Origin of the sequence: Halodesulfovibrio sp., assembly GCF_025210605.1 — a bacterium.
Lineage (GTDB): Bacteria > Desulfobacterota > Desulfovibrionia > Desulfovibrionales > Desulfovibrionaceae > Halodesulfovibrio.
Window position 1 is genome coordinate 23,378 of record NZ_JAOARI010000026.1, and the last position, 26,650, is coordinate 50,027.

Genomic DNA, 26,650 nt, shown 5'->3' on the forward strand with positions numbered 1-26,650 from the left:
TTTACCGCTCCACGAGTTTGATTTTAGCGTTGTACCAGTTCATGCCCAGTGAAATTACAAGCGATACAGTAAGGTATACACCCATCCATATGCCTACGATTTCTACAGCCTGACCGGACTGGTTAAGAATTGTGCCGCCGACACTTACAAATTCAGGATAGCCGATTGCAACAGCCAAGGAGCTGTTTTTAGCAATAGCGAGATATTCACTGGTCATTGGCGGTACAATAATACGCATAGCCTGTGGAAGAATAACAAGTCGCATTACATGGCGTTCTTTAAGAGCAAGAGCACGGGCAGCTTCGCGCTGACCATTTGAAACAGCTTGGATACCTGAACGGATAATCTCAGCGTTAAACGCAGAAACATATACGGTCAGACCGAGAACAAGCGCTGTGAATTCTGGAGTAAGGTCAATGCCGCCACGGTAGTTAAAGCCTTTAAGTGCTGGATATTCCAAAGTGAAAGGAGTACCTGCAACAAGCCATGCAAGAGCTGGCAGACCAATGAACAAAGCAAGTGATGGCAGAAGGATTTTACCAGGTGTACCACGCTCATTCAGCAGACGCATTGAGCGGCGGTAGATGAAATATGTTCCGATGAGTGCAGCGCCGATAGCAAGGCAGAATGGCCATGCACCGGATTGCGCGATCGGCGCGGGTAAAAAGAGCCCGCGGTTGTTAAGGATGAACCATCCACCGATATCGATGGACTGTCGAACTGATGGCAGCTGCTGTAATACAATAAAGTACCAGAAAAAGAGTTGCAGCAATACCGGAAGGTTTCGGTTCAACTCAACATACCAGCTACAGAGCTTACTGATAAGCCAGTTAGGGGAAAGTCGTCCAAGTGCTATGAAAAGTCCTAAAATAGTTGAGAAAACACAGCCAAGGATTGTTACTTTAATAGTATTTGCAAAACCAGTCATGAGTGCGGTTACATAGCTTGATGATTCTGCATAACGGGTGAAGGTGATGGAATCGCTTCCAAGGTATAAAACAAGAGCAGGGATAATGCCGACTAATGCGATAACAGCAAACACGCTTTTGTCGCTAGCTGTTATAGTGGTATCCTTTTTCTTGAGCCAGACTGCAATTGCACGGGAAGCAAATAACCCGAAAATAAGAGCAGCAAGAAACCAGAGAAATCCACCCTGTAAGACAGGAAGCGGAGCGGTCTCACCGATGTTGAATCCAGCTTCGTTTTTCAAGAAACCAAAGCCGGAACCGATGCCGCGTTTTTCCAAGTTAGCCAGAGTGTTCTGGTACATGGTGAACGCAACCCACAACAAACCTCCAAGCATGATGAATTGGTATATCCATGCTCGAATTTGCGGGTTTCGCCAGAAAGGAACGCGTGCGTGTTCGTGTGCGTGTTGTGACATAATATTTTAACTAGCTTGTGTGTCGGGGAAAAACTGCATGAGCGAAACAGTTTTTGGCGGAGCACGTCAAAGCATACTGAGCTTAAGCGTGGCATCCGGTATCAGGTAAAAAACTACCGGAGCAGGCAGCATGGTTACACTGCCTGCTCCAGAGTAATGACAAAATGTAGCCTAGCGGAAAGGAGGTGCGTAAATGAGACCGCCGTTGTTCCACTGGTTGTTGTAACCGCGCTCGAGACGAAGCGGGGTGTTTACACCGAGGTTGCGTTCAAAAATGTCGCCGTAGTTACCAACAGTTTTGATGATGCGAACTGGTGCATCTTTATCAAGACCAAGATCTTTCCAGAGAGTGCCGGTAACGCCGAGCATACGCTGTACTTCAGGGTCTTTAGTGTCTTTTGCAACTTTTTCTACGTTGTCAGCAGTGATGCCTTTTTCTTCTGCTGCCATAGTGAGCCAGATTGTCCAGCGAACAATGTCGCCCCACTGGTTGTCACCGTGACGGATTACAGGAGCGAGAGGTTCTTTAGAAATGAGTTCTGGAAGAATGAGGTGTTCTTCAGGTTTTTCCATGAGGGAACGCTGAGCTGCAAGACCGGAGATGTCAGTAGTGTGAACATCACAACGACCAGTATCGTAAGCTTTACGTACGTCTGGCTGTTTATCAAAAACAACCGGAGTAAACTTCATATTGTGCTTACGGAAGTAGTCAGCAACGTTAAGCTCGGTGGTAGAACCTGTCTGAAGGCAGATAGTTGCGCCGTCAAGCTCGCTTGCTTTGGTAATGCCGAGTTCTTTACGAACCATGAGACCCTGACCGTCGTACAAAGTTACAACAGCAAAATCGAGACCAAGGTTGGTATCGCGGCTCATAGTCTGGGTGGTAGTACGGGAAAGAAGGTCAATTTCGCCGGACTGAAGGGCTGGAAGACGTTCTTTGGATGTAAGCGGTGTGTACTTTACTTCAACGTTGGTTGCAGCACCTACAGCGCGGCAGAAGTCAACATCAAAGCCGATGCGTTTACCGGAGTTATCCAATGAGGAGAAGCCCGGGTTTTCAATGTGAGTACCACACTTAAGGTAGCCACGTTTTGTTACGTCTTCTAATGTAGAAGCAAAGGCGCTTGAAGCCATAAGAACAAAAGCAAGAGCGAGAGCAAGAGTGCGTGTTGTACGCATAGTAAAACCTCCCAAAAAAGAAAAAATGAGCATACCGCTTGTGTGAACGAATCCACCCAGCAGAGCGGTAGCATGCCTATACCTGTATGTTAAAGCCAACAGTGCAGCAGTGCAGGGTAGGCTTCATCATTAAACGTTAACCAGTAATAAATATTGGCTGGTGACTACTGTAAAAGTAGTTGCAAAGAGGTAATCAAAATATTTTGACAATTAGTCAAATGTTTTGATTCTCTTTTATATAAGTAAGATAGGTTAGGAATTAAATGCAGTGGCAATGCAAGTAGCGACGCTTTTACGTTCTTAAAATGAAAGAACAAGCAACGAAGGAGAAAGCACATCTACAAAAACAGTTACACAAGATACAAGAGAAATGTAGTACGCGCAACTGCCTTTAGTTGTTGTAGCTATTTACATTGTTACTGAAACAAGTTGCATTATTTCTTTTTGAAGTCATTTTTTTGAGTACAAGTTTCTCTGTAGTCCAATTTATGGATGTCTCTCAAAAGAAAAGTTTGTTCTGGACTGAGTCTTGAGGCGTTTTTTTTGTTCCATTTGCTGTCATCGTGCTTTGCGGTGTTTACTTTTGTCTGAAACAGCAGGGCTGGAAAGAGCAAAATTTGGTATCAGCCACACAAAAATATCGGTGATTATGAAAACGAATATAAAAAAGTATGTAATTGTTTGCTTTATTTTTTAGACATAATTTTAGTTGGTTACTGTTTGTTTGCGGGTGGTCACTTATTGAAAGTAAAGTTTTGGTTCACCATTGTGCGGGCGCTCACCTTATTTCTACATGCATGTAGTGATACAATGATTACTGAAAGGGTCATACTAGATGTATGTATTCGAAACTATGTATTCAGTGTTGCAAGTATGTGGCAATAGAGCATCCATTGTGACATGCTAATCATGTTACAATGCATGAAGTTGCGTATGCTAAGAGTAGATTATGGAGGCGCAGCAATGATACGTGATGTTTTATGGGTGCTGACTACGATATGCTTTTTAGCAGCTGTTTTCTTTGCAGGGCTGGTTGCGCTATGGCTTCTGCCCTTTGTTCTATTATTTATGGTACTGACACGAAGGTATTAGTAGATAACCGTAGAAAAGCCACAGTGTACGTACTGTGGCTTTTCTTTATTTAACATTGCAGCTGGTAATAACCTTGTTGAATGTATACTTGGTTTTTTGGGTATACGTATGTTCGGGAGTTAACGTGGTGGATGGAAAGTCCGGTCTGTTAGGTGAATTAGGAAAATGTTGTGCCTCAAATGCTATAGCACCGTGTTTAGGGACATGCACATTGTTTCTGTATGTTGTGATGTTGTCGAGATTGTTAGCGGTGTAAACTTGTATTCCCGGCTCTGATGTTGCTATCGAAAGGCTACGCCCTGAAACGGGGTGCGTAAGCATGGCTGCCAGCCTTACTATATTATCATGTGATTTCGAAAGTACATAGGTGTGATCTAGCCCGCCAGCGTAGAGTATTTGTGGTTCCTTTTTGTGAATGATGTCACCGATGGTCGTCGGCATTGTTAAATCCATGGTACTTCCCTCAACGGGAAGCGGGGCTTCCTCTGTCGGGATGCTATTTTCTTTGATCGGAATATAGTCGTCAGCATGGACAGTAAGAACATGATCTGAAATGTCAGAACCAAGCTCACCAGATAAATTGAAATAGGTGTGATTTGTTAAATTGAGAACTGTTGGCGCATCTGTAAATGCTGAGTAGTCAATGGTGAGAGTGTCCATTCTGTCCAGCGTATACGCAACTTGAACAGAAAGTGTACCGGGGAATCCCATGTCACCATCTGGAGAAATATGTTGCATAATGACGGAAGCACTTTCTTTTCCTTCCACAACATGAGCACTCCATACGTACTTATCAAAACCGTGGGAGCCACCATGAATGTGGTTCTTGCCGTTGTTTTGATCTAAGTGATACGTCGTCCCGCCTAGCTTAAATGACGCATGTTCAATGCGATTTGCGTATCTTCCAACTATAGAACCAAAGTGATGATTTTTAGTAAGATATTCTTCTAGAGTATCGAATCCTATAGTTATATCCCCAATATTCCCCCCGCAATCCGGGGTAGAAATTTTCATAATTGTTGCGCCGAATGTTATCAACTCAACGGTGATACCGCGGTCATTATCAAGAATATAGCGCTCAACTATTTCTCCAGAAGGAGTCGTTCCAAAAGAATCGATTGTAACCTTCATGTCGCCTCCCAAAAAAACTGTCAGACTATGACTAAGAGCGTAAACAAGGTTTTCTGGTTGCGTAAGGATTTTTTCTTTTTGTGGAAACTACGCTTATGTCTGTAGTTAGTTGAAGTTGTTTGTGACTTTTTTAACAAAAACGGCAAGTGCTTGCTGTACCAGTGTTATTTGAAATGGACAGGAACTGAGAATTATAAAAAATAGTTTGTGAATAAAAGAACATTTAATGAGATGCACACGTTTTTAGAAAAGGGTGTTCTGTTTCGTATTGTGAGTAAAACCTTTTTGTTTGTGAGTGCAAGCTTGTATGTGTATTCCTAAAATCACGGGGCAAGTTAATACAACACACCGAGGTGATTGTAATGACTTTTTCTTACACGATACTTACTACGGAGATTTCAAAATGGCTGTACGTGAAGAAGTGAATGGATTCTATATCCCAAGTGTTACTTTATTAGGAATCGGCGCACATAAAGAAATTCCAGCAAAAATTCGAGCCTTAGGTGGCAAAAAGCCACTTTTGGTAACAGATAAAGGGATTACTGCGATCGGTATGACACAGCAAATTGTTGATTTGCTTGCCTCGGAAGAAATGGATTGTGTTGTTTATGACGAGACTATCCCGAACCCAACCGATACCAATGTTCATGATGGTGTTGATATTTACCGTAAAGAGGGCTGCGACTCCTTGATTACTCTTGGTGGCGGTAGTTCTCATGACTGCGGTAAAGGTGTCGGTCTTGTTATTGCTAACGGTGGTAAAATTCATGACTATGAAGGCGTAGATAAATCTACAAATCCAATGCCTCCATACGTTGCGGTAAACACAACTGCTGGTACTGCGTCTGAAATGACACGTTTCTGCATTATTACAGATACATCTCGCAAAGTTAAAATGGCTATCGTTGACTGGCGTGTAACACCGGGCATTGCGTTGGATGATCCTCTTCTTATGCTGGGTATGCCGCCTGCACTGACAGCTGCTACAGGTATGGATGCTCTTACACACGCAGTAGAAGCCTATGTTTCAACTGCTGCGACTCCACTTACAGATGCGTGTGCAGAAAAAGCCATTAAACTCATTGCTAAACATCTCCGTGCTGCTGTTGCAAACGGACAAGATATCGAAGCTCGTGACGGTATGTGTTATGCTCAGTACCTTGCAGGTATGGCATTTAACAACGCAAGCCTCGGTCATGTTCATGCTATGGCGCACCAGCTTGGCGGTTTCTATGATCTTCCTCATGGCGAATGTAACGCTATCCTTCTTCCACACGTAGAAAAATTCAATATGATTGCGAAAATGGATCGTTTTGCTGAAATGGCAGTGTGGATGGGTGAAGACATCAGCGGCTTGAGCGTCCGTGAAGCAGCTGAAAAATGCCTCAAAGCTATTCGTGAACTTTCAGCAGACATCGGTATTCCAAAAGGCTTGAAAGCTCTTGGCGAACGTTACGGCAAGAAGGTTAGCACAAAAGATATTCCTACCATGACTGCTAATGCTCAGAAAGACGCTTGTGGTCTCACAAACCCTCGTTGCCCTACTGATAAAGATGTAATGGCAATTTACGAAGCAGCAATGTAGAAATCGAAAGTAATTTGATACTAGAAAAGCGGAGGGTACACCTCCGCTTTTTTTTGTGGCTGATGGCAATTTGCGCATTATGCCAATTTGTCGTGTGCTGAATCTATTGCAATGTGAAATGAAAGTGTTGGAAATCAGAAAACGCCTTGTAAAGATAAGGCGTTTTCTGATTGTTACGCTGAATATGTTACAATACTAAAAATGATCGAAAAAATTAGGATAGCAAGCATGATGTAACGTTCCATAGCCTTTCTCCTTGTTAACTCGATTGTTTTGGCTAAGTATAGCGTACAAAACGTTACAGTAATGTTACTATCTCACTACAATTCTTCACATTATTTTAACTATGCGTGGTGTTAGAAGCGATAAGAGGAGAAGTCTATGAATAGGTGCGGGTGGGCAGAGTCAAACCCTTTGGACACGCGGTATCATGATGAAGAGTGGGGTGTCCCTGTTCATGATGACCGATTGCTTTTTGAAATGCTCATTCTGGAAGGAGCGCAGGCTGGGTTAAGTTGGACGACTATTTTAAAGAAACGCGAAGCGTACAGGCGTGCCTTTGATGATTTTGACGCGAAAAAAATTGCTCAATATTCCGATGAAAAGATTGAGCAGCTGACAGCAGATGCGGGGATAGTTCGGCATAAGCTTAAAATTAAGGCTGCAATAGTAAATGCGAGGTGTTTTTTAGCGGTTCAAAAAGAGTATGGCAGCTTTGATGCCTATATCTGGTCGTTTGTTGGTGGTTCTTCAATTAACAATGCGTGGGAAAGTGTATCGGACTTGCCTGCGAGTTCTGCTGAATCCATTGAGATGAGCAAGAGCTTAAAGAAAAAGGGATTTAAATTTGTGGGACCAACCATTTGCTACGCCTACATGCAGGCTGTAGGAATGGTAAACGATCATCTTGTTACTTGTTTTCGGCATTCAGCTGTTAAAAAATTACAAAAATGAGCTCTATGTTGTTGCAATAAAAAAGGCGTCCATTTGGACGCCTTTTTTATTGCATAGAAAATAGTATTAGTAGCGAGGAACCTGCACAAGCCAGCCTTCAGGGGCTTCAGCATCACCACGCTGCATGCTTACATATTTTTCATAAATAGCGCGAGTGTGTTCACCAATTTCACCGTTGCCTACAACGTATTCTTTACCGTCGTCGGTCACGTATTTACCAACAGGAGTAATTACAGCTGCTGTACCAAATCCACCAGCTTCGATAATTTCACCTTTTTCAATCTGCTCAAGGAAGTCATTAATATTAATGCGTTCCTGACGAGCATTCGGGAATAATTCCAGAATTGACTGTGAGGTGATTGATTTCAGAATGGTGTCGGTAAATTCCGGAATGATGATTGAGCCGTCTTTCATAATGTGGAAGTGGTTCATTGCACCAACTTCTTCAAGGAAAGTATTGGTTGTATCAAGGTACAGTACTTGAGCACAATTTTTAGACTTTGCAAACTCTTGAGCGCGAAGTGATGCCGCGTAGTTGCCACATGCTTTAGCAGCGCCTGTGCCGCCCGGTGTTGCACGGTGGAACTTTTCTGTGACAAGCAAGCTAACAGTATTACTAAAGCCACCAGAGTAGTATGGACCACTTGGTGAAAGAATAATGCAGTATGTGTACTTAGCACTAGGGTGTACGCCAAGTGAGTCCTGAGTGGCGAACATGAAAGGACGAATGTACAATGATGCTTCGTCAATAGCCGGACACCAGTTACGTTCAACGTCAAGCAGGCGGTTGAGTGCTTCTACCTGAAGATCAACTGGGATTTCAGGCATGCAAAGGATACGTGCAGATTCGTTAAGACGTGCTGCATTCTGGTCAAAGCGCCATGTGTAAATTTCATTATCGCGTTGGAATGCTTTAGCGCCTTCAAAAATAGCCTGACCGTAATGAAGAACCATTGCGCCAGGTGCTATGGAAAAATCCTGATAAGGAACAATGCGTCCGTCTTTCCACTCACCATCTTCGTATTCAATAACGAACATGTGATCACTGCGCATTTGACCGAATGAGAGTGTTTCAAGTTCTAATAAACACTCGTGATTCCGTTCTTCCTCAGGGAGTAAATCAAGTTTAAAATCCATTCCAGAATCCTTTTCTCTCCGGTTGCATACCGTTTTATAATTCAATATTGGCGGGGCTCCAATATTCATTCAATATGAAGAATAGTTGAACAGTTTGATATAGCTTGTCAACGACTTTTGCACAAAATTGTTCATGGATGAGCGTTATGTCATTATAAAAAAAGAGTCCGGCATGTAATTGATGCCGGACTCTTTAAAAACGTATTGTAGTTGATGTAAGCGTATTGCAGATTACATAAACAGCGCTAAAAAATCTAAGTAGGTTAGCGTAATTAGGCAAACATCAGCAACAAGTATAAGTGTACCTGCACAATATACGCTCACTTTTCTACGCATAGGTGTTGCACTGGCAGCCGTGAGCGCCCAAAGGATACATGCCAGAATAGGCAAGCCTAGAGCAGAAGCCCAAGTTAATACCAATGGGTTCTGAATAAGTGCTTCAGGTGTACCTGTTTTGATGATTTGGAAAAGAATCCATATATTTAATCTTGTCACTGTAGCAACTATTTGAAGCACAGCACCGAAGATAGCCCACTTGGCTGCATATGGCATCGCGAATTTGTAGTAGTCGCGACCAAAGTCGTCCTTGTCTCTACGGGCAAGCAGGTACATCTGTGAGAATGCACCGCAAAGGCAAAAGCCCATGGCGAACCCGATAGTAAGAAACGTAATAAATGTTGGTGAGTAAGCTGTAAGAAAGAGAGCCCAAAAAATATCAGTGGCATTACCAAGAGATGGAAGAGGATGAGCGTTCATTAAGCTGCTTGCTAAGATCGCTATGCAGCAGATTGCAGCAAACAGTAAAAATGAACTGAAGAATCCAAGGGCAATATGCGCACTTTTTTGTTTGCGCATTGCTTTCCAAGCTTTGAAGTACACCGTAACAAACACAGCGGCGAGTACGGTAACGCCAGCCGTAACGATGATAGGTAACTGATACGGGCCTTGCAGCATCGTTGTATCAATTGTCAAGTAACGGGCAACGCCTAAACCTAGGGTTGCCAATGCAATGCCACCGAAAATGAGGCACATACGTGTAAGCTGCTTGCCGAATTTATCGTAAAAGCTCTTTTTGTGAGATTTTGCGAGGCTCTGGCTGAAAGCAGAGATCAGTGGAAGGGACGGTATTGCGAACAATGTTAAGATAACGAGAAATGCCGCAAGTCTCAGTCCAATATACTGAGGGTCGTTGAGTAGCCAATTCATGCTACAGGAACTCCTTTGGATGCATTTGCACGGCTTGTGTGCCGAGCAACAGTTTCTTGCACCATTTAGCTATGAAAAGCAAGTTTTCCAGACCAATCAGTATGCACGAATGATGCCGTAACAACTGTTGTTTCCTTAAAAAATAACTTCAGTTGAGAGCAGAATACAGGTATGCTGCCCATGATAGTTGGGTAGTAGATGCAACAAGCCTGTTGTGTATATTAGAAATTTGCGGGTCGTAATTTGGGGTGCAGAGGAGTGGTGATGTTTGGTCGTTTGTTAATATTTCTAGTAATGTTAGTATGTAGCGGTTGTAGTACTGCTGCCATGAATACGGATATTGCCAGTACGAAGTGGCGTATGGAAAACTTGGAGAAGCGTTTTCAGAATTTCAGAGAAGAAGCAGAGTCGCGTGAATTAGTGCTTTCTTCAAGAATTGCAACGCTGGAGAAGAAGCTTGATCTTCCTGTAGCAGAACAACATGCAATGAGTCCTGCATCTATATCTGACGCTGCAACGGAAAAAGCTAGTACTGATGAGCAAATTGTAGCGAAAGAAACAGCTGTTCCGGCAATGGGGACAGACGTTCCAACTCCGCAAAAAACAGCTTCTGATAAAGCGTATGTTGTGGATGCCTCAGAAAAAAATGCAGACGAACAGGCGGCTATTGCCATGTTTATTCCTGCTGCATCAAAAAGTGCAGCAACCTCTGGGCGTCAAGGTAAAGCGAAACCAGTTGTTGAAACGCATCATGAATCAAGTACACCATCTAAAGCGCAATCACCTGTTGCAAAAAGTACCCCTGTTGTAGCCAGAGTTGTGAAGCCAGTGCTAAAGAAAAAAGGCTCGGTTTCTATGTATAAGCATGGGTTGGAGTTGCTGGAAATTGGGCGACACGTTGAAGGGCGTGAACGACTTGAAGAATTTCTAACAGAATTCCCTCATGACCGCCTTGCACCTAACGCTGTTTACTGGATTGGAGAGTCCTACTACTCACAGAAAGAATACAACGTTGCGCAGGATTTGTTTCGTGACGTTTTGCGCAGGTATCCTAAAAGCAACAAGGCGAAAGCAGCCATGTTAAAAATGGGCTATACCTCCAAACGATTGCTTAAAATTTCTGAAGCGCGTCGTTATCTCCTTAAGGTTGTAGAAAAGTACCCTAAATCCAATGAAGCGCGCCTTGCTCGTAAAATGCTCTCCGGTATCTAATAGATTTCTATGAAAGAAACTCCTGTAAGTTGTCTTACTTCGCTATCAGAAGAAAGACGCGAAGATTTTTGGGCATCGTTGGCACTTAGGTATACTAAAGGCATAGGGTTCAGGACAGCTAAACGGCTGCTGGTGGAATATGGTTCTGCCAGTGCGGCGATGAAAGACATTAAAGGATGGTCTTCCCGCGCTTCTGTTTCAGCAAGAGTAGTACAGGCTGTCCTAGGCAATGGATGGCGCGAAACAGCTCGGAAAGAATGGGATCACGCTGCACAGGTTGCCTGTGATGTGTTGCTGTGGTCTGACTCTGCCTACCCTGATTTGCTGCGAGAGATTCCAGACCCACCTTTGTTTTTGTACTATAAGGGTGATGCTTCCTTGTTAAAGAATCCCTCAATAGGCGTTGTCGGGTCTCGTCGATGTTCACAGGAAGGGATAGAAACAACCAAGATTCTCAGTAAGACGTTATCTGCATCAGGAGTGACGACTGTCTCTGGGCTTGCTCGTGGTATTGATTCTGTTGCTCACACAAACGCACTGACAGCATGGGGAAGCACGGTTGCAGTACTAGGAACCGGCATTTCGCATGTATATCCTCCGGAAAACCGAGATCTGTTTTTTGATGTAGCAGAAAACGGAATCATAGTTACTGAGTTCCCACCGAATATGCCTCCAGAAGGACGCAACTTCCCCCTGAGGAATAGAATTATTAGCGGATTATCGTTAGGCGTGCTCGTGGTGGAGGCTACCCCTAAAAGTGGCAGTCTCATTACTGCCCGCCATGCGTTGGAGCAGGGGCGTGAAGTCTTTGCTGTTCCGGGTAGAATGCAGTCCCGAACCTCATCCGGTTGTCATGATTTAATACGGCAGGGAGCGACTGCTGTGTTTTCATGTGATGACATTCTGGTGTCTATCGCTCCGCTATTGGGAATCTCCCTTGATGGCTTGAACAGAACCAAGGACATCGGGGTAGTTGCTTCTTCCGCTCAGCCTTCTGCTGTTGAACCTGTGCCAGTCCTTGCTGCTGAAAAAGTCTCTGAAACTGTTGTATCAGTAGGGGAGGTGTCTTCTGTTTCGCAAGCATCAAACGCTGAAGCTGTCTTGTGCACTTCAGACGGTGGAAGCAATGAAATAGAGAGCTTGGGTCTGCCGAATTCTTCCCGACAGTGTGAGGGAGATAAAAGCTGTGAAGCATCAGCTCTTATTTCCGAAATAGAGCTTCACTCTGAAGGTTTTAGTAGCGAAGAAGAGCAGGGTAATCCGGAATCTTTTACAGACGCTGTTGAGCGCGAGTTAAGCATCGAAGAACAGCTTCAAGCTATTCCAGAAGTCATAGAGATTCCAATAACGGCTCATTTGAGCGGTACGGCTCCGAATGCAGATTGTTCGGTTGGATGTACTGGAGAGAGTGCAGGAAGTTCGCTTTTGGCAGAGGCTATAAGCAGTACCGAATCCCGACAGTTGGGGCATACAATAATGCAAGAGAGTGCGCCAGTTGCACCATCTGTGCGCGTATATGCAGATATTTTGCCGCTTGAAGAAAAAGTAGTTGATTCTTCCTTACCGTTAGAAGAGCAAATAGTACTGCTTTTAGCAGGAGAAGAGTCTGTGCATATTGATGTGTTAAGCCGAATGCTCCATGTTTCTGCTTCTCAGATTAGTACCGCGTTGTTAATGCTAGAGGTTTCCGGTCTGGTGCGTCAGTTACCGGGGATGAAGTACACTAAAATATAGTGAAGTACTTTTTTTAGAATAGGCTGCCTCGTAGTGTCTTTTCGGTTTAGATGGAGAAAAAAATGATAGCAGATAGCGCGTTTGACGGTGACCTGCCGGAATTGCCAGATATGGCAGAAATGTACATAGGGCATTTGAGTATTGAAAAAGGGTACTCAAGCGCAACGGTTGAAGCATACGCACGCGATTTATTTCAATTTGAAACATACCTGCATCGAACAAAGAATACTCTTGATGCTCCAGAAAATATTCGACGAGAGCATATTCGCGGTTTTTTGGCAGAACTGCATCGGGTTGAAATAGGCAAGACCTCAATGGGGCGCAAGCTCTCAGCATTACGTGGCTTTTTTAAATATATGGCAAAGCGTAAGTTGGTTAACCACATCCCCACTGAGGGGGTTCGAAACCCTAAAGCCCCGCAAAAAGCGCCAACAGCGCTCAACGTAGATCAGACTTTTGAAGTACTTAATAAGAAAAAACAGTTAGCTGCCGAATCTACCCGTAAACGCGCATACGGGGAAGAGCAGTTGCTGCGCGACCTTGCACTTGCTGAGCTTTTGTATGGTTCTGGACTTCGTATTTCTGAAGCCCTACGGCTCGATATTTATGATGTTAACGCTAACTCCGGTGTTGTGCGTGTTATGGGTAAAGGGAATAAAGAGCGCGTTGTGCCTCTTTCTGATACCGCAAAGGATGCTATGAACGCATGGATGTCTGTACGCGATAAGCTTGATGCCAGCGGTCAGGAAACTGCATTGTTTCTTGGGGCACGAGGCGGAAGGCTTAATCGAAGGCAGGCGGCACGCCTTATCGAAGATTTATGTAAACGAGTGGGATTGCCACAATCTGTTTCGCCGCATAGCCTGCGTCATTCTTTTGCAACACACCTACTTGAAGCCGGAGCTGACATGCGAAGCGTGCAGGAGTTGTTGGGGCATGCACGGCTTACTACAACACAACGGTATACCCACCTCACAATCGCAAAGCTTGTTGAAGTCTACGATAAAGCACATCCTGGCGGAAAAGAGTAAGAAGCTATGCGCTCATGGCAGCTAGCAGTCAGGAGACGGTGGGAACGGGGGATTTTTACTCTGATTTTCTGCGTGTTTTTCTGACTCTATGATTGCCAATATTGCTTGCTGTATGAGCTCCGGTGAGGCGTCTGCCTCTCTAAGGAGTCGAGCTGCTGTTTCCATACGTTGTGCAATGGGATCGATTGTTCCCTCTGTTTGTAGCGTGGCAGCAGGTGTTGTTTTCGATCCTTCATCAAGAAACATTTCGCCGACTCCAGTTAAAATCCAGTTGGCATTTATTCCGATTTCGACGACCCACTCTGCGATTACGGAACATACAGGAGTACGACCTTTATTTAAGTATCCTGAAAAGGTTTGCTTTGTAATACCTGCACGTTCTGCAAGAACATAACCGGTAAGATTTTTGGCTTTCATGATTTTTTTTAAGCGTAAAGCGAAATCGTCTTGTGTGAAAAAAACAGTCTCTTTTTTTCAAAATAAATTGACCTAAATTAAAAATATATTTACCTATGTTTTGCCGAACTTATTAATTCATTTGGCGAGGGTAAATTAATGAAACAACGTGACCTAATACCGGAACTTATAGATGATTTAACGCGCACTGAAAAGCTTGAACTTTATATGAAACGAAAGAGGCTCAGCTACGCGTCGATTGGAAAATCTATTGGAGCAACTCGTTCTACAGCATTTAATTTACTGCATGCTCCTAGAGTGCCCACACACCGCTATAAACAGCTTCTTCAAGCTGGAATACCAGAACCGCTAATTCCTCCTGCCCGTGATATAGCCCCAGGTCCTAAGCCAAAAAAGAATCCAGCCTCGTAATATGTTAAAAAAACTGAACTAAAACTGGTAGTGTTGATGAAGAAATCCTTGTCGTAATGTGGTTATAATCATCAGTATTACTTTGGCTTGTCGCGCCCAAAGAACTTGTCTATCTAATTAGCTATACGCATTAGGTGAATGTCTCAAACTGTCTGTGCTTTTGTGCATTTATAGAAGGTGGATGTGACGATGATAGATAATGATGACATTGAATATGGAGTTCGATTTTCTGAGCCTGCATTGATTAATCTTATTTTAAACTCGCTCGAAGCTTATACAATTGTTCATAAAAATAAGCCGAAAGCAAATAAGCAGCGTTGGTTGGAAGTCTTTGGACATCTCTTTGGGCATGTTGTTGAAGTTGGTGAAGGTCAAAAAATATTTCATGTAGAATTTATAAATACGGATACATCATCAAAACAAGAAAATGACAGTGTATTGTATAATAAAGATGCCGCTTGTTTAAAAAGAGATATTGTTCGTTCATTTTGGCCGAGTTATCAATATTTGGGTGATTTTCACACTCATCCGTATGGGCACTACAGTGAGGTGGATGAACGAAAGGGATTTTATCTGTCGCAGGGGGATAGAAAAGAGTTTGCTTGCAATAATTCCTTTTGGAAAGACATGAAGCATCAACTCAGTGTGGTTGCTTCCATAGGCTATATGGATCGAGCAGGGACTAAAGAAGCAAGTTATGTTGGCGGATTAACGAACTGCGTTGAATTTACACTCGGTAATTATCGAATATGGCTGGCAGCGTATTTCTCGTATGAAAAAAATGGGAAGCTGGTGTATTCGCAAGATAATTGTGAATCAATTTACATTGATTGTCCGAATATTACAGGCTTCTATTGGGAACATACGCCTTTTGGAAGAGTTAAAGTCACAAAGCGCAGGGTGAGATATCGTAACAGTGGCTAAGCATTATTTGTAGACATGTATTACATGCAGGCAACAAAGCCTAAATAAAAAAGCAACGGGAGTGACTTCGCGTTGCTTTTGTTTTTTTGTGGTGCTGCTAGAGTGATTCGCAATTGTGAGCAATTCTGAATTCACATTCAGCATCTGGGGCAGGTGTGCCTGAAGCGTCAGCTGTAATGAGTTTTTGGTTTGGGTCGCTCATAATAAGGGTAAAGCAGGCTTCGCAGATTACTTTTGTTGGGTATGGCTGGTCTTCTTTTTGAGCACACATTTCATCAGAAACTTGAACGTATTTCATGAAAGTCTCCTTTACTGTTTTTGGTGATTGTAAGGCTGCTACGCTCTTCAATCAATAAAAAATGTCTTGTGCATTGGCTTGTTATTGCCAGCAAAGCCTATGTAGAAAAGGTCTAACTGCTGCTTTGACACGATCCTGTATGCTGCCACCACTTTTTGCAGCATGGTGGTGTGGAGATAATGATATTTGTAGTGGGTGGGCTGTGTGCTTATGCGCTACTCGTTGTCTTTACTTTCTTTTTTTGTCTGAAACATACGTAGCAGCGAGCCGAAGGTTGCAAACGCAGCCATGCCAGTAATACCACTAGCGGCGAGTGTGCCCATTGTTTGCCATTTGGCAGCGGTGGAAAGTGTTTCCAGTTCAAATAAAAAGCAGGCAGCGCTCCATAGAAAAACGCCAAAAGAGATGATACCTGCCACAATGCTGCTTAAGTGGACAAGGTTAAGCGCGTGTTCCCGTTTTTCTTTATAGTAGGTTGTAGCAACAATAATAGTAAGTGAAACGAAGTGGAATAAAACCAGCCACTTGAATTGGAAAAAGACAAGGGTGACGACAAACGTAACTATAGTTAAAACCAGTAATCCAAAAAGTGGAAGCAGTGGGCGCTGTTCTTTCATGCAAAGAAATCCGATTAAAGATTATTTTGAAAAAAATGATACTGATATGTCATTAACAAGCTTGTCAAATGAAAAAACGAGAAGTGCTATTAACTGGAGGCACTGAAAGAATAAATTTTGATAGAGTAACTCTATGGGGATGGTATAAAAATTAGGGGGTTGAGTGAGGAGAGGTGAAACGCGGTGCATTTTCTGCGGTTGATGCAAAACGTGTTCGCATGGTTAGCAAATTCCTGCTGCTTGCAGGATTTCAACGCCATTTTTCTCGATTGCTCTGCAAATATGGAAGAACTCTACAATGTCGAGCCGCCGCTCTTTATTTTCTGTCTTGGAAATAAAGGACTGAGGTTTTCCCAATTTATGTGCAAGCTCTGTTTGCGTTATTCCTGCTTTTTTTCGCTCTGCGACTAGTGCGTCGATGATAGCCTTATATTCTTTCAAATAGATTGATTTCATGCTGAATCCTTTGCGTAATCTTGAAAGAATTTAAGGTATGCTGTATTTACTAATATCCCAAATTGGGATATTAAGAGTTCAACAATGTATGCGAATAGATGGTGCACAATTCGCATGGATTTAAAGGTTCAGTGCGCATCTGATCTAACTAGCTGTGCTCTACACCAGCTAGGATTAAGAATCCCTTGTCTTTTTAGGCAGGGGATTTTTGTGTTTCTTTGGCCTAAAACCGGCGCTGCTATGATATCAGTTGTTCTATTTATTTTGTATACACATGGAAACAAAGTTTGATGAATATTGGCTGGTAGCGCTTTTTATATTTTAATTTTGTCATATCTTGGCGTTCCGCTTGACGTTTTTTTGTTTCTGTATAGAAACCTAGCTATATAAGCTTGTGGTGGGGAAGTGCATTGGTGTGACCGGATGAAAGGATTGAATAGGGCTGTACCGTTCCTTTTCTGTGCATGGTTCGAAACGTGCCGCATATTCTCCAATTGCTTACTATGAAACATAACTGTTTATGAGGAGAAACAATATGTCGAACGGACAAGACACGGTTAGACTTGTTTCTGCTGGATTAGGACTTGGTATAAAAGCGTATGAAGCAGCGTTGAGACTTTCTGCTGCTGGATACGATGTGCCGGGACTTTCTGAGTTTCAGCAGCATGCCGCTCAGTTAAAATTTTTGGCAGAACTACCAGAAGGTGGCAGGAATGGTTCCCCTTTTTCTGTAGTGGGGCATTCGTAATGCTGAAGTCGATGTGCTGTAACTAACGTTAGTAATGGTAAGACGAGTCTAAAGAAATACTTATTCTTTTGCGAGACTTTACAAAGTACAAATTAGATTCATTAGATCAAGAGTTGTTAAAGGTGCAGTCGATACCGCACTAATGGATAGGTCTATTAGAAAAAAATAATAAAAATGCCGCCCAATGCTTTAGAAGCAGTGGGCGGCATGATGTTTTGCAATTGCTGGAGAAGCGGCTTGGATATCACAACACTTCTACCTATTGTTTTAAGCGATTAGGGCATGTGTTGCTCAAGCTTAGTCATCTTGAAGTCGAGAACGTCAAAGCCCGGTGTAATTGCTTTAACAATATTAACTGGTGAGACATAAATGTCTGTCCAGTCAAGAGTGATGGTAATGTCGTCTTCGTTAAAGATAACCTTTGCAAAGACAGGGCGGACGTCCATAGTGCGTTCGCCTTTTTTGGTGGTACGCGTCCACATGATAGACTCTTCTTCGAGCATGTCTTTAAAAGCTTGAATAAAGTCTGCTTTGCGCTCTTCATTACCTGCATATTCTACTTTGAATGTTTCTGCATATGGTTGTGCCTGCTTTTTCGCCATAGAAAGACGTTCAACAGCAACTGGATGCATGCCGGATGGAAACGCAGAAATAAGCTTTTTGAAAACTTCTTCCGGTGTGAATGGTTCGCGGATGAATATGTTTACCCATTCTTTTTTACTTGCAACCCCAATTGGTAAAGCACGACCAAAGGAGATAAGCGGCAATGGATGGAAGCCCTGCGAGAAGGTGAGCGGCAGTTCTACACGGCGAAAAATACGCTCGAAAATAGACTGAAGTTCTAACTGTGAAAGAAATACTGAAGTATCTTCTTTACTGTACCAAATTCGCAAGTGCGCTGCTTTTACGGTAAGATGCTCGGCAAGTTTCGGCGGCTTATTAGACACAGCGGACTTGATAACGATACGACCTTTCTCATCAAGCTCAATTTCATGTGCCTGCTGATCTCGCGCTTCGTTGTTAAGAACATTTTTATATTTGGTGTCTTCGGTGAGGCGCTCAAGTTTGGATTCTTTTGCCCCTTTATCACATGCACCGCAGACCCGACATGCTCCGTAGCGACAGTCATCTGTAACTTTTTCTTCTTTTGCGCGTTGTAATTCACGAAGAAGAAATTCTTTTGTTACGCCGTTGTTGAGGTGATCCCATGGCAGAGCAGCGTCAACATCGCGGCTGCCAGTGTATTCATCAACGGTGAGGCCGTGCTCTTCAACAGCTTCAAGGTACGGATCGATAGAAAAATGTTCTACCCAGCTGCTGAATACAGCACCCTTGTTGTAGGCAGTTTCTACAACATCAGCAAGGCGACGGTCACCACGGGAGAAAATGCCTTCCAGCATGCTGGATTCTGGCTCGTGCCAGCGCATACGCATATTTTTTTCCTGCTTGAACTTGTCGCGCAGGTACTGAATGCGGTTGCGGATTTCGTCATATGAAATTTGTGGTTCCCACTGGAACGGTGTGTTCGGTTTAGGAACAAATGGTGAAATGCCTGCGGTAACCTGAATTCGTTTGCCTGCTGCACCGCGTACTTTGCGGCAAAGCTCAACGATGGCATCAAGGTCTTCGTAGGTTTCAGTCGGCAGACCGATCATAAAGTACAGTTTTACCTGCTGCCAGCCATGCTGGAACAGTTTACGTACATGGGTGATAATGGCTTCTTCAGTGATGCCTTTGTTAATCACATCTCGCATACGCTGGCTGCCAGCTTCCGGTGCGAGAGTTGCACCAGTGCGGCGGATAGATGCCATTTTTTCCATGATGTCATCATCAATGGAGCCTACACGTAGCGATGGCAGTGAAACTGAAACTTGTTCCTGTGAGCAACGGTCAACCGTATTCATGAACAGCTCTTTAAGAGCAGAGAAGTCGCCTGTTGATAACGAAAGGAAAGAAAGGTCATCATACCCTGTGGTTGTGAGGCTTTCCTGTACAATCTTTTCAACATTGGTAACGGAGCGCTCGCGTGCAGGGCGGTAGGTCATACCTGCCTGACAAAAACGGCATCCACGGGTACAACCGCGTGCAATCTCAAGGGCGAGACGGCTGTGCACTGCACCAAAAGGAATTGGCTGGCTGGTTGGAAACTCTGCATCGTTCATATCTGGCACAACACGACGGGTAGGACGTGCTGTAATGTCTTCAGTAGGAACTAATGTTGCATTGTCTTCTTTCTGCTTAAAGAAAGAAGGTACGTATACGCCCGGAATTTTTGCTGCGCGGAGAAGGAACTCATGGCGTGAGGTATTTTCTTTTTTACACTGCTCAAGGGTGTCAAGAAGCTCTACCATCATGGACTCGCCTTCACCGAGAGTCATAAGATCCATAAATGGTGCAAGTGGCTCAGCGGATAACGTACATCCGCCACCAGCCATGATGATAGGGGTATCCAGAGAGTTTCCGCGGTCAGCGGTGCGGTATGGAATGCCGCTTAAATCCAGCATGTACAGAATGTTGGTGTAGCAAAGCTCGTGGGTTACGTGGAACCCTACCATGTCGAGTTTGCCAAGCGGGGTATCGGACTCCAGCGTTGCAAGCGATGCATTATGGTCGCGCAGTACCTGTGCAGTCTCTACACAAGGGGTGAAAACACGTTCTGCCCACCAGTTTTCGCGTTCGTTAAGAATTCCGTAAAGAATTTTTTGACCAAGGTAAGACATGCCCACTTCGTACATGTCCGGAAACGCAAGGGCGATATGGATAGAAATGTCCTTACCTTGTTTATGAATGGTTCCTTCTTCAGTGCCGAGGTAGCGGCTTGGCTTTGGAACCAGTTGCAGCAATTCACGCATGGAGTATCCTTATACAGAGGTTTCAGTCGGTTGGAAAAATACGACAGGAAAAGCTTCCTCATATTTTTTTCACGACGGTAGCTCACCAAAAATTACTGGCGTCAACTACCGGACTGAGGTTCCGTAAAAAGTTATGTTGTGCAAAATAGGGAAGAGGCGGCATACCTGCCGCCTCTCATAAAAACTAGTAAAATAAAAAATATTATTTTTTCAGAAGCTGGGAGATGTCAGTAACATTACCGCCTGCGCCACCCTGAAGGTCAAGGTTGCCAAGACCACCGGTAGAAACGGTAAGGTTGGAAGTAGCTTCTAAGTATTTTGTTTTAAGATCTTCCGGACACTCTTTGTATTCGTAAATTACGTGTTCGGTAGAAATTTTAGCGTCGAAATCTTGCTCAAACGGGTAACCGAAAGGCAGGAGCATCATCTGAACGCCTTGCTGAGTAGGGACAGTCTGCAAAACAGCCACGTCAGTAAGCATATTATCTTCAACGTTTGCTTTGCCAATGAGCATGTCTCCGCTCACCAGTTTAACTAATTTAATTTCATAAGCCATGTTCTGCTCCTTAAAGTAAGTTCCGGCTTTAGGTAGGTATTCGTTCTGCAACTGTCAAGGTGTTCAGCGTGCTAATCTTTAGATGGCGTAATAAAAAGAACGGTCATGCTTGCAACAGTCAGTATGCTGAAAATGGCAAAGCCGATTTGGAAGGAGAATACATCTCCGCAGTATCCCAAAAAATTCGGCATAATACCTGAGCCGATGATGCCGACAAACGGCATAGTAACAGCCAGCACAAGCGATTGTTCTTCTGCTGGAAAAAAATCGGAAAAGACCTTGAAGATTACAGGGAACAGCATAGCTGGAAATAGTGGTTGCGCAATTATTGCCGTTGTAAGGAGAGTTCCCTGAGTTGTTGCCATAAGAGCAAGACATATTGCACTGAGAAACAACCCCGCAAGGAGTAGAGGTCTGGCGCCGGTTTTGGATGAGATATACCCTGCACTGAGTGCCATAAAAGGCGTTGCCAGTCTGGATATAGCCAGTAGGCTATTGGCTTCGGCGCTAGTCATGTGCTGTTGGTTTACTAAAAAGAGTGGCAGCACATAGTACGGAGCTGTTTCAAGTGTCAGTCCTATGCCTACTAACACAAAAAATATTAGGGTGTTGCGCTTTGTTGCAAGGCGTTTGAGTGTGGAGAATCGCGGTGCAGCGCCATTGCCGTGCCCACCCTTGCCCATGAATGCAAAAAAAACTGCCAGCAGCATGGATGCTACCCCTACACATTGCATTGTTCCTCGCCAGTCGGTGAAAGAAAGCATTAATTCGACAATAAACGGCGCGGAAATAAACGAAAGGTTAGGGGCTAGCTCATGGATAGATAATGCCTTGCTCAGGTTTTTTTTGTCTACCAGAGAACTTAGTGTTGCCATGCCGGATGGGAAATATAATCCGGCAGAAAGTCCGAATAGAAGTAAGCCAAGCTGTAATTGCAGATATGTTGTAGTCATGGACAACATAGTGAAGCTGGTGCCAGCTAAAAAAACGGATGCTGTAACAATGTGCTTGTGTTTGCAATGTACGGCGAGAAAACTGTTTGCCAGCAAGCTGATACTTAATCCAACGGATCTGACTACAAGGAGACTGGTGGTTACAGTGTTGGAAAAGTTAAATTCTTGCTGAATCGATACGAGCAACGGCGAAAGAAGTGCGCGTTCTACGCAGTTGAAATAGAAAAGAAGCGCAATGAGACAAAGATATGGAAAAGCCGTGCGAAATGGCAGTACGCCTTGGTAGTGTTTGTCTGTAGGCATGGAATTTTTGTGTGAAGAGCGTTAATGTGTGCGGATGAGTTTGAGAGAACCAACAACGTGAATGTGAGAAGCCGAAATGCGTCGTTTAAGCAATTGCTATAGTAAAAAGGCTGAGAAAAACTTTGGTAAGCAAGTTTTTCTCAGCCTTATGTAATCACTACTTGTTAACTAGCCCCATGCGTTCTTTGATGTATTCAAAGTCGATTGAGGAGCTGACGAGCTGAGCACCCTGACGAATTTTTATAACATCACGTAGCTTGTGTCTGGAAAGAATAGCTTCCATTTTCTTTGCTACGGTGTAGGTGTCATCGCGCACTACAACAATAGGAATATTTAACACTTCAGAACGGGTAAGAATAATGTCATTAGGGTAAAGGTTACCGGTTAACACAAGGCACGGGCAGTTACCTTCAAGGGCAACAAGTTGTACGTCGGAACGGTCACCACCAACAATAACGGCAGAATTTTTATTCTTACGGAAATGAGTCATAAAGTTTTCAACCTGCATTGTGCCGATAAGGAAGTTTTCTACAACTTTTTCGGACTTTGAAGCACAGGAGATAACTTTTCCGCCGAGCCGTTCTGCAAGGTCGCTAACCCTGATGGCTCCCATGAGCGGGTCTTTAGGAATGACTCCCAGAACTTTAATGTCATTGCGCTCAAGGAATGGCTTAATGAGTCCTTCTACTTCATTCATAAAGCTGGAAGGAATGTCATTCAAGATAACACCTGCAAGGCTGTCCCCAAGAACATCCTTAAGTACTACAAGGTAGTCGTAGTTCAGTTCTTTATCGAGGCGGTCAATGACAACAATTTGTAAGCCAAGTTCTTTAGCAACACGCATGCCGTCGATGTTACAGTAACGACCTGAATACATAGAGCCGGAACCGGCAACAACCATGGCATCTTTGCCTTTAGCAAGCTGTTCGTACCCATGCTTAATGGATGGCATAAGGTCGTCATACTGTCCGCTGAAGGCACGTACTTTAAAGTCTTGCGTTACAACAACTGGGCTGACAAATTCGGGCGGCGCGTCCTGTCCAAGAATATCTTGAACAAAGAAAGCATCCTGATCTCCGAGAATGCCATCGCGCTCTTCCGGTACTGCTCCAACCGGTTTCATGTAGCCTACATCAAACCCTTCTTTTTGAAGACGCAGGCCAATACCCATAACAACCATGTTTTTACCGGAGTATCCGGAAGTAGAGCCAATGTAGATTCCTGCAGCCATTGCGTCCTCCTGTCGAAAAAACTATATAATAACTCTGTGTTAGCAGGTTGCAAATTTGCAAAAAATTCTACCACAGATGTCAAAACAATATCATAAAAAGTAGTCCGCCGTGAATAGAAGGCAAACTAAAAATGTATAATGAATACTATACCGCTGTGTAAGCTGATGTGCGCTAACCACTCTGCGTATTATACCAGAGAAAATCAAGAAAGATATTCATTGTTTTCAGGTTATGAGAAAAGTAGGTATGGGTGTTTGGTGCTTATCTAATTGAGTGAAAACGGCGTATGTGTAGTGTATAGTGTATAACTGTGTTTTTCAAAACAGTTTTCGGTATAATCGACATAATAAGCGGCATCTGTATTTACATGCAGCCAAAAAAAAGATAACCGCCAATGCAAACTTATACGGTCACAGTATGCTGTTGACAAGACTTGGGTACAAAAGGCAGTCATGTCTTTTTTACTCAGGCGGTTGTTGGCAGAAAAGCACCATTGTGTGCGAGAAGGATAGTATGCTCGAAAGATTGCAAGAACATATTCGTTATACATTTACTCAAATTTCTTTGCTTGAAACAGCTCTCACGCATAGTTCTTTTGCAAATGAACATGGCGGGGCGATAGAACATAACGAACGATTAGAATTTTTAGGAGATGCAGTTCTTGAAATCTGCGTTTCTGAACGGCTATTTGCCAAGTTTCCTAAAGCCAGAGAGGGTGTGTTAACCCGTATGCGTGCAAAGTTGGTGAGCAAGCCTTCTCTTGCTGCTCTAGCTATTGAAATGCAGTTGGACAAATATTTGAAGCTTGGAAAAGGTGAAGAAGCACAAGGTGGTCGTGACAGGCACTCTTTATTGAGTGATGCTTTTGAAGCGGTGCTCGGTGCAGTTTTCCTTGATGGCGGCTACGATAGTGCGCTTGCTTATATTGATAACGTCTTTGAAAGTAAGTGGCCAAATGAGCCTGAAACAACAAAAGCAAAAGACTACAAAAGCCGTTTGCAGGAACTTACGCAAAAGAAATTTAAAGACCGTCCTTCCTATACTCTCAAGAGTAGTAAAGGTCCTGAACACGCCAAAGTTTTTGAGGTGGAGCTTGGGTTACCGGATGGCACAGTTGTTATTGCTGAAGGTCCTAGTGTAAAAAGGGCTGAACAATACGCTGCAAGCATTGCATTGGAGCGCTTTGAAGCCTAACTAAGCCCGTTGATACGTTTAGTTCTTGTCCTTGCTTACTTTTTCATAATAAATTTTTTTGTTGTGAGCTTATTTAAGGACGGGACAAAACTAATAAAAAAAGCCGGAGAATTTCTCCGGCTTTTTTTATTGTATAGCAGCAGAGGTTACGAGCCTTGAAGTAATCTGCGTGCGGTTTCCGGCAAGGAGTTTGCCTGAACCAGCATTGCCATAGCTGCATTGGCTTGCAACTGTCTGCTTGTGAACAGCATCATTTCGTTGGCAACATCAACATCGGAAATGCGAGATTCTGATGCTTGTGCATTTTCACGTTGAATAGAAATATTGTCGATTGAAGCAGAAAGGCGGTTTTGAGTCGCACCAATATGCGCATGAATGTTTTCAATCTTCAGCATTGCCTCTTTCAATCTTCCTAAAGATTCAAGGGCACCTTCTTTTGTCAGCAAGTTGTCGCCAGTTTCTACACCGATGTTAAGAGAGCGGGCTGAAACTTTGCCGATATGAATTGAATAGTTGTCCCCGAAGTCGTTCTGAGTACCAAATGCAAAGTTAACACTGAGAGCAGAATCTGTTTTGATGTTGAACTGCGCTAATTCAAGATCTTTTTTTGCTTGTGCAGTGTTTTCATTTACCTGCTCTTCTGTAAGTGTTGCAGGAGGAGTGACGGTGTGCTTAGGTACGGTTTTGTAGCTGACAGTATGGGTATCAGAATCAAACTCGAATACAATGTTTCCATCATCACCGGAGTGTGCAGGATCTGTGCTGCTAGGGTCAACAAATGTTTCGGTGACTTGTCCTCGAGGGTATGATGCAGTTACACGCAGCTGCTCACCAGCTTTTGTCTGAATTTTTCCTGTAGCAGGAAGATATTCCCAGCTTTTTCCACCGTCTTTTGAAATTTCGTAGCTAACGCTTGTAGCTTCACTTGGCTCATACTGTTTACTGAGACTGTATGTTTCTGAGCTGACTAACGTCTTTGCGCCAGCCGAAGGTTTTTCTGGGGTAACTGATGTTGTACCGTCTTCATTGTAAACGTATGTCGCTTTTACCGGCGCGGCTGTGCCAGAGCCTGCTTCAGAAAATGTTGCGGTGGTGGTTACTGTGAAGCCGTTTTTATTCTTATTGGCGAAAGCGATAGTGTCGCCAATGCCGATAGAATCTACTGTTTTTGTTGCAGTATCAACTGTTGCAGTACCAGCTGTTACTGGCGCTGCGTTATGAACAGTAAAATTATGCTGATATCCCTTGAGCGGGAATAGGTTGTTGAACTCTGTGCCTTCTGAAATTCGAGTGATTTCTGCTGCAAGCTTTTGATACTCTTGGTTGATAAATTCACGCTGACTAGCGTTGTATGTTCCGGTAGAAGCCTGTTGCGCTAATTCTTTCATGCGAATCAGCTGGGTATCAATAAGTCCAAGTGCGCCATCGGCAGTCTGAATCATGGAAATGCCATCGTTAGCATTACGGATTCCCTGATGGATAGTCGAAATATCCGCACGCATAATTTCTCGAATAGCAAGTCCAGCGGCATCATCCGCAGAGGTGTTGATGCGAAGACCGGAAGAAAGTCTACCGGTAGACGTCTCCATATTTTTATAGCTTTGATCGAGACTGTATCTAGCATTAATTGCCAGCATATTGTGGTTAATGGCCAAAGACATATTGTATAACCTCCGTGTTCTACAAAACTATCTATAGCAATGGCAAAATGTTGCGAGCCAATTGCGTTGTGCGGATGCGTTGAAAAAAGAGCTGGAGAATGTTCCCCAGCTCTTATGAGTATATTAGGGGTGATCTATTCTAGCGAGCGTCAAGGAGTTTCTGAGCCATCTTTGGCAGTGAGTTTGCCTGAGCGAGCATGGAAACAGCAGCGTTCGTCATGATCTGTGTTCTGTTGAACTCAGTCATTTCTGTTGCTACGTCCACGTCGGAGATACGGGACTCAGAAGCCTGAAGGTTTTCTTTCTGAATAGACACGTTTTCAATGGTAGCGCTAAGGCGGTTCTGTGTGGAACCAAGTTCTGCACGGATTTTATCTTTACGA

At 43.7% G+C, this 26,650-nt stretch carries 24 protein-coding genes and 1 pseudogene; 9 read left to right on the forward strand and 16 right to left on the reverse strand.

Annotated elements, in window-relative coordinates:
- Window position 1: 1 nt before the first annotated feature.
- From N4A56_RS10025 to N4A56_RS10035, 3 genes are all read right to left on the reverse strand, one after another.
- Window positions 2-1,384: an ABC transporter permease subunit gene (locus N4A56_RS10025; protein WP_293668533.1), complete on the reverse strand. Its 1,383-nt coding sequence runs from the start codon at window positions 1,382-1,384 to the stop codon at window positions 2-4.
- A 171-nt stretch (window positions 1,385-1,555) separates the two neighbouring features.
- Window positions 1,556-2,563 carry an amino acid ABC transporter substrate-binding protein gene (locus N4A56_RS10030; RefSeq protein WP_293668535.1) on the reverse strand — a complete coding sequence of 336 codons (1,008 nt, stop codon included), beginning with the start codon at window positions 2,561-2,563 and terminating at the stop codon, window positions 1,556-1,558.
- 1,137 nt (window positions 2,564-3,700) lie between these two features.
- The gene (locus tag N4A56_RS10035; protein ID WP_295546986.1) at window positions 3,701-4,786 is read right to left on the reverse strand and encodes an aldose epimerase family protein; all 1,086 of its coding nucleotides are present in this window, start codon (window positions 4,784-4,786) and stop codon (window positions 3,701-3,703) included.
- A 403-nt stretch (window positions 4,787-5,189) separates the two neighbouring features.
- On the opposite strand from N4A56_RS10035, the gene N4A56_RS10040 reads away from it, so the two are divergent.
- Both N4A56_RS10040 and N4A56_RS10045 read left to right on the forward strand, forming a co-directional pair.
- A complete protein-coding gene (locus N4A56_RS10040; RefSeq protein WP_293668538.1) occupies window positions 5,190-6,371 on the forward strand; it encodes an iron-containing alcohol dehydrogenase in 1,182 nt (393 codons plus the stop codon).
- 381 nt (window positions 6,372-6,752) lie between these two features.
- Entirely contained in the window at window positions 6,753-7,325 is a 573-nt protein-coding gene (locus N4A56_RS10045; protein WP_295546988.1) for a DNA-3-methyladenine glycosylase I, read from the forward strand.
- Between the two features lie 66 nt (window positions 7,326-7,391).
- Here the strand turns inward: N4A56_RS10045 and N4A56_RS10050 are convergent, their stop codons facing one another.
- Both N4A56_RS10050 and N4A56_RS10055 read right to left on the reverse strand, forming a co-directional pair.
- Complete coding sequence (locus N4A56_RS10050) at window positions 7,392-8,462, reverse strand: branched-chain amino acid aminotransferase (protein ID WP_295546990.1); 1,071 nt, start codon at window positions 8,460-8,462, stop codon at window positions 7,392-7,394.
- 231 nt (window positions 8,463-8,693) lie between these two features.
- On the reverse strand, window positions 8,694-9,668 hold the full coding sequence (locus N4A56_RS10055) for a hypothetical protein (protein WP_295546992.1): 975 nt from the start codon (window positions 9,666-9,668) through the stop codon (window positions 8,694-8,696).
- Window positions 9,669-10,028: 360 nt separating this feature from the next.
- Here N4A56_RS10055 and ybgF point away from each other — a divergent pair, with 360 nt between their 5' ends.
- The 3 genes from ybgF (at window position 10,029) to N4A56_RS10070 (ending at window position 13,645) form a co-directional block, all read left to right on the forward strand.
- The gene (ybgF, locus tag N4A56_RS10060; protein WP_293668544.1) at window positions 10,029-10,880 is read left to right on the forward strand and encodes a tol-pal system protein YbgF; all 852 of its coding nucleotides are present in this window, start codon (window positions 10,029-10,031) and stop codon (window positions 10,878-10,880) included.
- Between the two features lie 9 nt (window positions 10,881-10,889).
- Window positions 10,890-12,614: a DNA-processing protein DprA gene (gene dprA, locus N4A56_RS10065; protein WP_293668546.1), complete on the forward strand. Its 1,725-nt coding sequence runs from the start codon at window positions 10,890-10,892 to the stop codon at window positions 12,612-12,614.
- Between the two features lie 62 nt (window positions 12,615-12,676).
- The gene (locus tag N4A56_RS10070) at window positions 12,677-13,645 is read left to right on the forward strand and encodes a tyrosine recombinase XerC (RefSeq protein WP_293668548.1); all 969 of its coding nucleotides are present in this window, start codon (window positions 12,677-12,679) and stop codon (window positions 13,643-13,645) included.
- 21 nt (window positions 13,646-13,666) lie between these two features.
- Here the strand turns inward: N4A56_RS10070 and N4A56_RS10075 are convergent, their stop codons facing one another.
- Entirely contained in the window at window positions 13,667-14,065 is a 399-nt protein-coding gene (locus tag N4A56_RS10075; protein WP_366519913.1) for a helix-turn-helix domain-containing protein, read from the reverse strand.
- A 135-nt stretch (window positions 14,066-14,200) separates the two neighbouring features.
- On the opposite strand from N4A56_RS10075, the gene N4A56_RS10080 reads away from it, so the two are divergent.
- Together N4A56_RS10080 and N4A56_RS10085 are read left to right on the forward strand one after the other, a co-directional pair.
- On the forward strand, window positions 14,201-14,473 hold the full coding sequence (locus N4A56_RS10080; protein WP_293668551.1) for a hypothetical protein: 273 nt from the start codon (window positions 14,201-14,203) through the stop codon (window positions 14,471-14,473).
- Between the two features lie 189 nt (window positions 14,474-14,662).
- Window positions 14,663-15,397: a hypothetical protein gene (locus N4A56_RS10085; protein ID WP_293668552.1), complete on the forward strand. Its 735-nt coding sequence runs from the start codon at window positions 14,663-14,665 to the stop codon at window positions 15,395-15,397.
- 97 nt (window positions 15,398-15,494) lie between these two features.
- On the opposite strand, the gene N4A56_RS10090 is transcribed toward N4A56_RS10085, so the two are convergent.
- The 3 genes from N4A56_RS10090 to N4A56_RS10100 all read right to left on the reverse strand — a co-directional run bounded on the left by N4A56_RS10090 (window position 15,495) and on the right by N4A56_RS10100 (window position 16,768).
- A complete protein-coding gene (locus N4A56_RS10090) occupies window positions 15,495-15,695 on the reverse strand; it encodes a hypothetical protein (protein ID WP_293668554.1) in 201 nt (66 codons plus the stop codon).
- 215 nt (window positions 15,696-15,910) lie between these two features.
- Window positions 15,911-16,312 (reverse strand): hypothetical protein, encoded by a 402-nt coding sequence (locus N4A56_RS10095; RefSeq protein ID WP_295546999.1) that lies wholly within the window; start codon window positions 16,310-16,312, stop codon window positions 15,911-15,913.
- A 222-nt stretch (window positions 16,313-16,534) separates the two neighbouring features.
- Window positions 16,535-16,768, reverse strand: coding sequence for a helix-turn-helix transcriptional regulator (locus N4A56_RS10100; RefSeq protein WP_295547001.1), 234 nt, complete (start codon window positions 16,766-16,768; stop codon window positions 16,535-16,537).
- Between the two features lie 535 nt (window positions 16,769-17,303).
- Here N4A56_RS10100 and N4A56_RS10105 point away from each other — a divergent pair.
- Entirely contained in the window at window positions 17,304-17,516 is a 213-nt protein-coding gene (locus N4A56_RS10105) for a hypothetical protein (protein WP_295547003.1), read from the forward strand.
- Window positions 17,517-17,791: 275 nt separating this feature from the next.
- On the opposite strand, the gene N4A56_RS10110 is transcribed toward N4A56_RS10105, so the two are convergent.
- From N4A56_RS10110 to N4A56_RS10125, 4 genes are all read right to left on the reverse strand, one after another.
- A complete protein-coding gene (locus N4A56_RS10110; protein WP_295547005.1) occupies window positions 17,792-20,368 on the reverse strand; it encodes a TIGR03960 family B12-binding radical SAM protein in 2,577 nt (858 codons plus the stop codon).
- Window positions 20,369-20,570: 202 nt separating this feature from the next.
- On the reverse strand, window positions 20,571-20,924 hold the full coding sequence (locus N4A56_RS10115; protein WP_293668130.1) for a hypothetical protein: 354 nt from the start codon (window positions 20,922-20,924) through the stop codon (window positions 20,571-20,573).
- A 71-nt stretch (window positions 20,925-20,995) separates the two neighbouring features.
- Complete coding sequence (locus tag N4A56_RS10120; protein ID WP_295547008.1) at window positions 20,996-22,180, reverse strand: MFS transporter; 1,185 nt, start codon at window positions 22,178-22,180, stop codon at window positions 20,996-20,998.
- Between the two features lie 157 nt (window positions 22,181-22,337).
- The gene (locus N4A56_RS10125) at window positions 22,338-23,411 is read right to left on the reverse strand and encodes a phosphotransacetylase family protein (protein ID WP_293668127.1); all 1,074 of its coding nucleotides are present in this window, start codon (window positions 23,409-23,411) and stop codon (window positions 22,338-22,340) included.
- A gap of 514 nt (window positions 23,412-23,925) precedes the next feature.
- On the opposite strand from N4A56_RS10125, the gene rnc reads away from it, so the two are divergent.
- Window positions 23,926-24,606, forward strand: a complete 681-nt coding sequence (rnc, locus tag N4A56_RS10130) for a ribonuclease III (protein ID WP_295547011.1) — start codon at window positions 23,926-23,928, stop codon at window positions 24,604-24,606.
- 146 nt (window positions 24,607-24,752) lie between these two features.
- On the opposite strand, the gene N4A56_RS10135 is transcribed toward rnc, so the two are convergent.
- The 3 genes and pseudogenes from N4A56_RS10135 to N4A56_RS10145 form a co-directional block, all read right to left on the reverse strand.
- Window positions 24,753-25,001, reverse strand: a complete 249-nt coding sequence (locus tag N4A56_RS10135; RefSeq protein WP_295547016.1) for a flagellin — start codon at window positions 24,999-25,001, stop codon at window positions 24,753-24,755.
- Between the two features lie 846 nt (window positions 25,002-25,847).
- A pseudogene (locus N4A56_RS10140) lies at window positions 25,848-26,267 on the reverse strand (flagellin); the annotation flags it as partial.
- Window positions 26,268-26,406: 139 nt separating this feature from the next.
- Window positions 26,407-26,650, reverse strand: a 244-nt coding sequence (locus tag N4A56_RS10145; protein WP_295547013.1) for a flagellin, incomplete at its 5' end; no start/stop codon positions are given.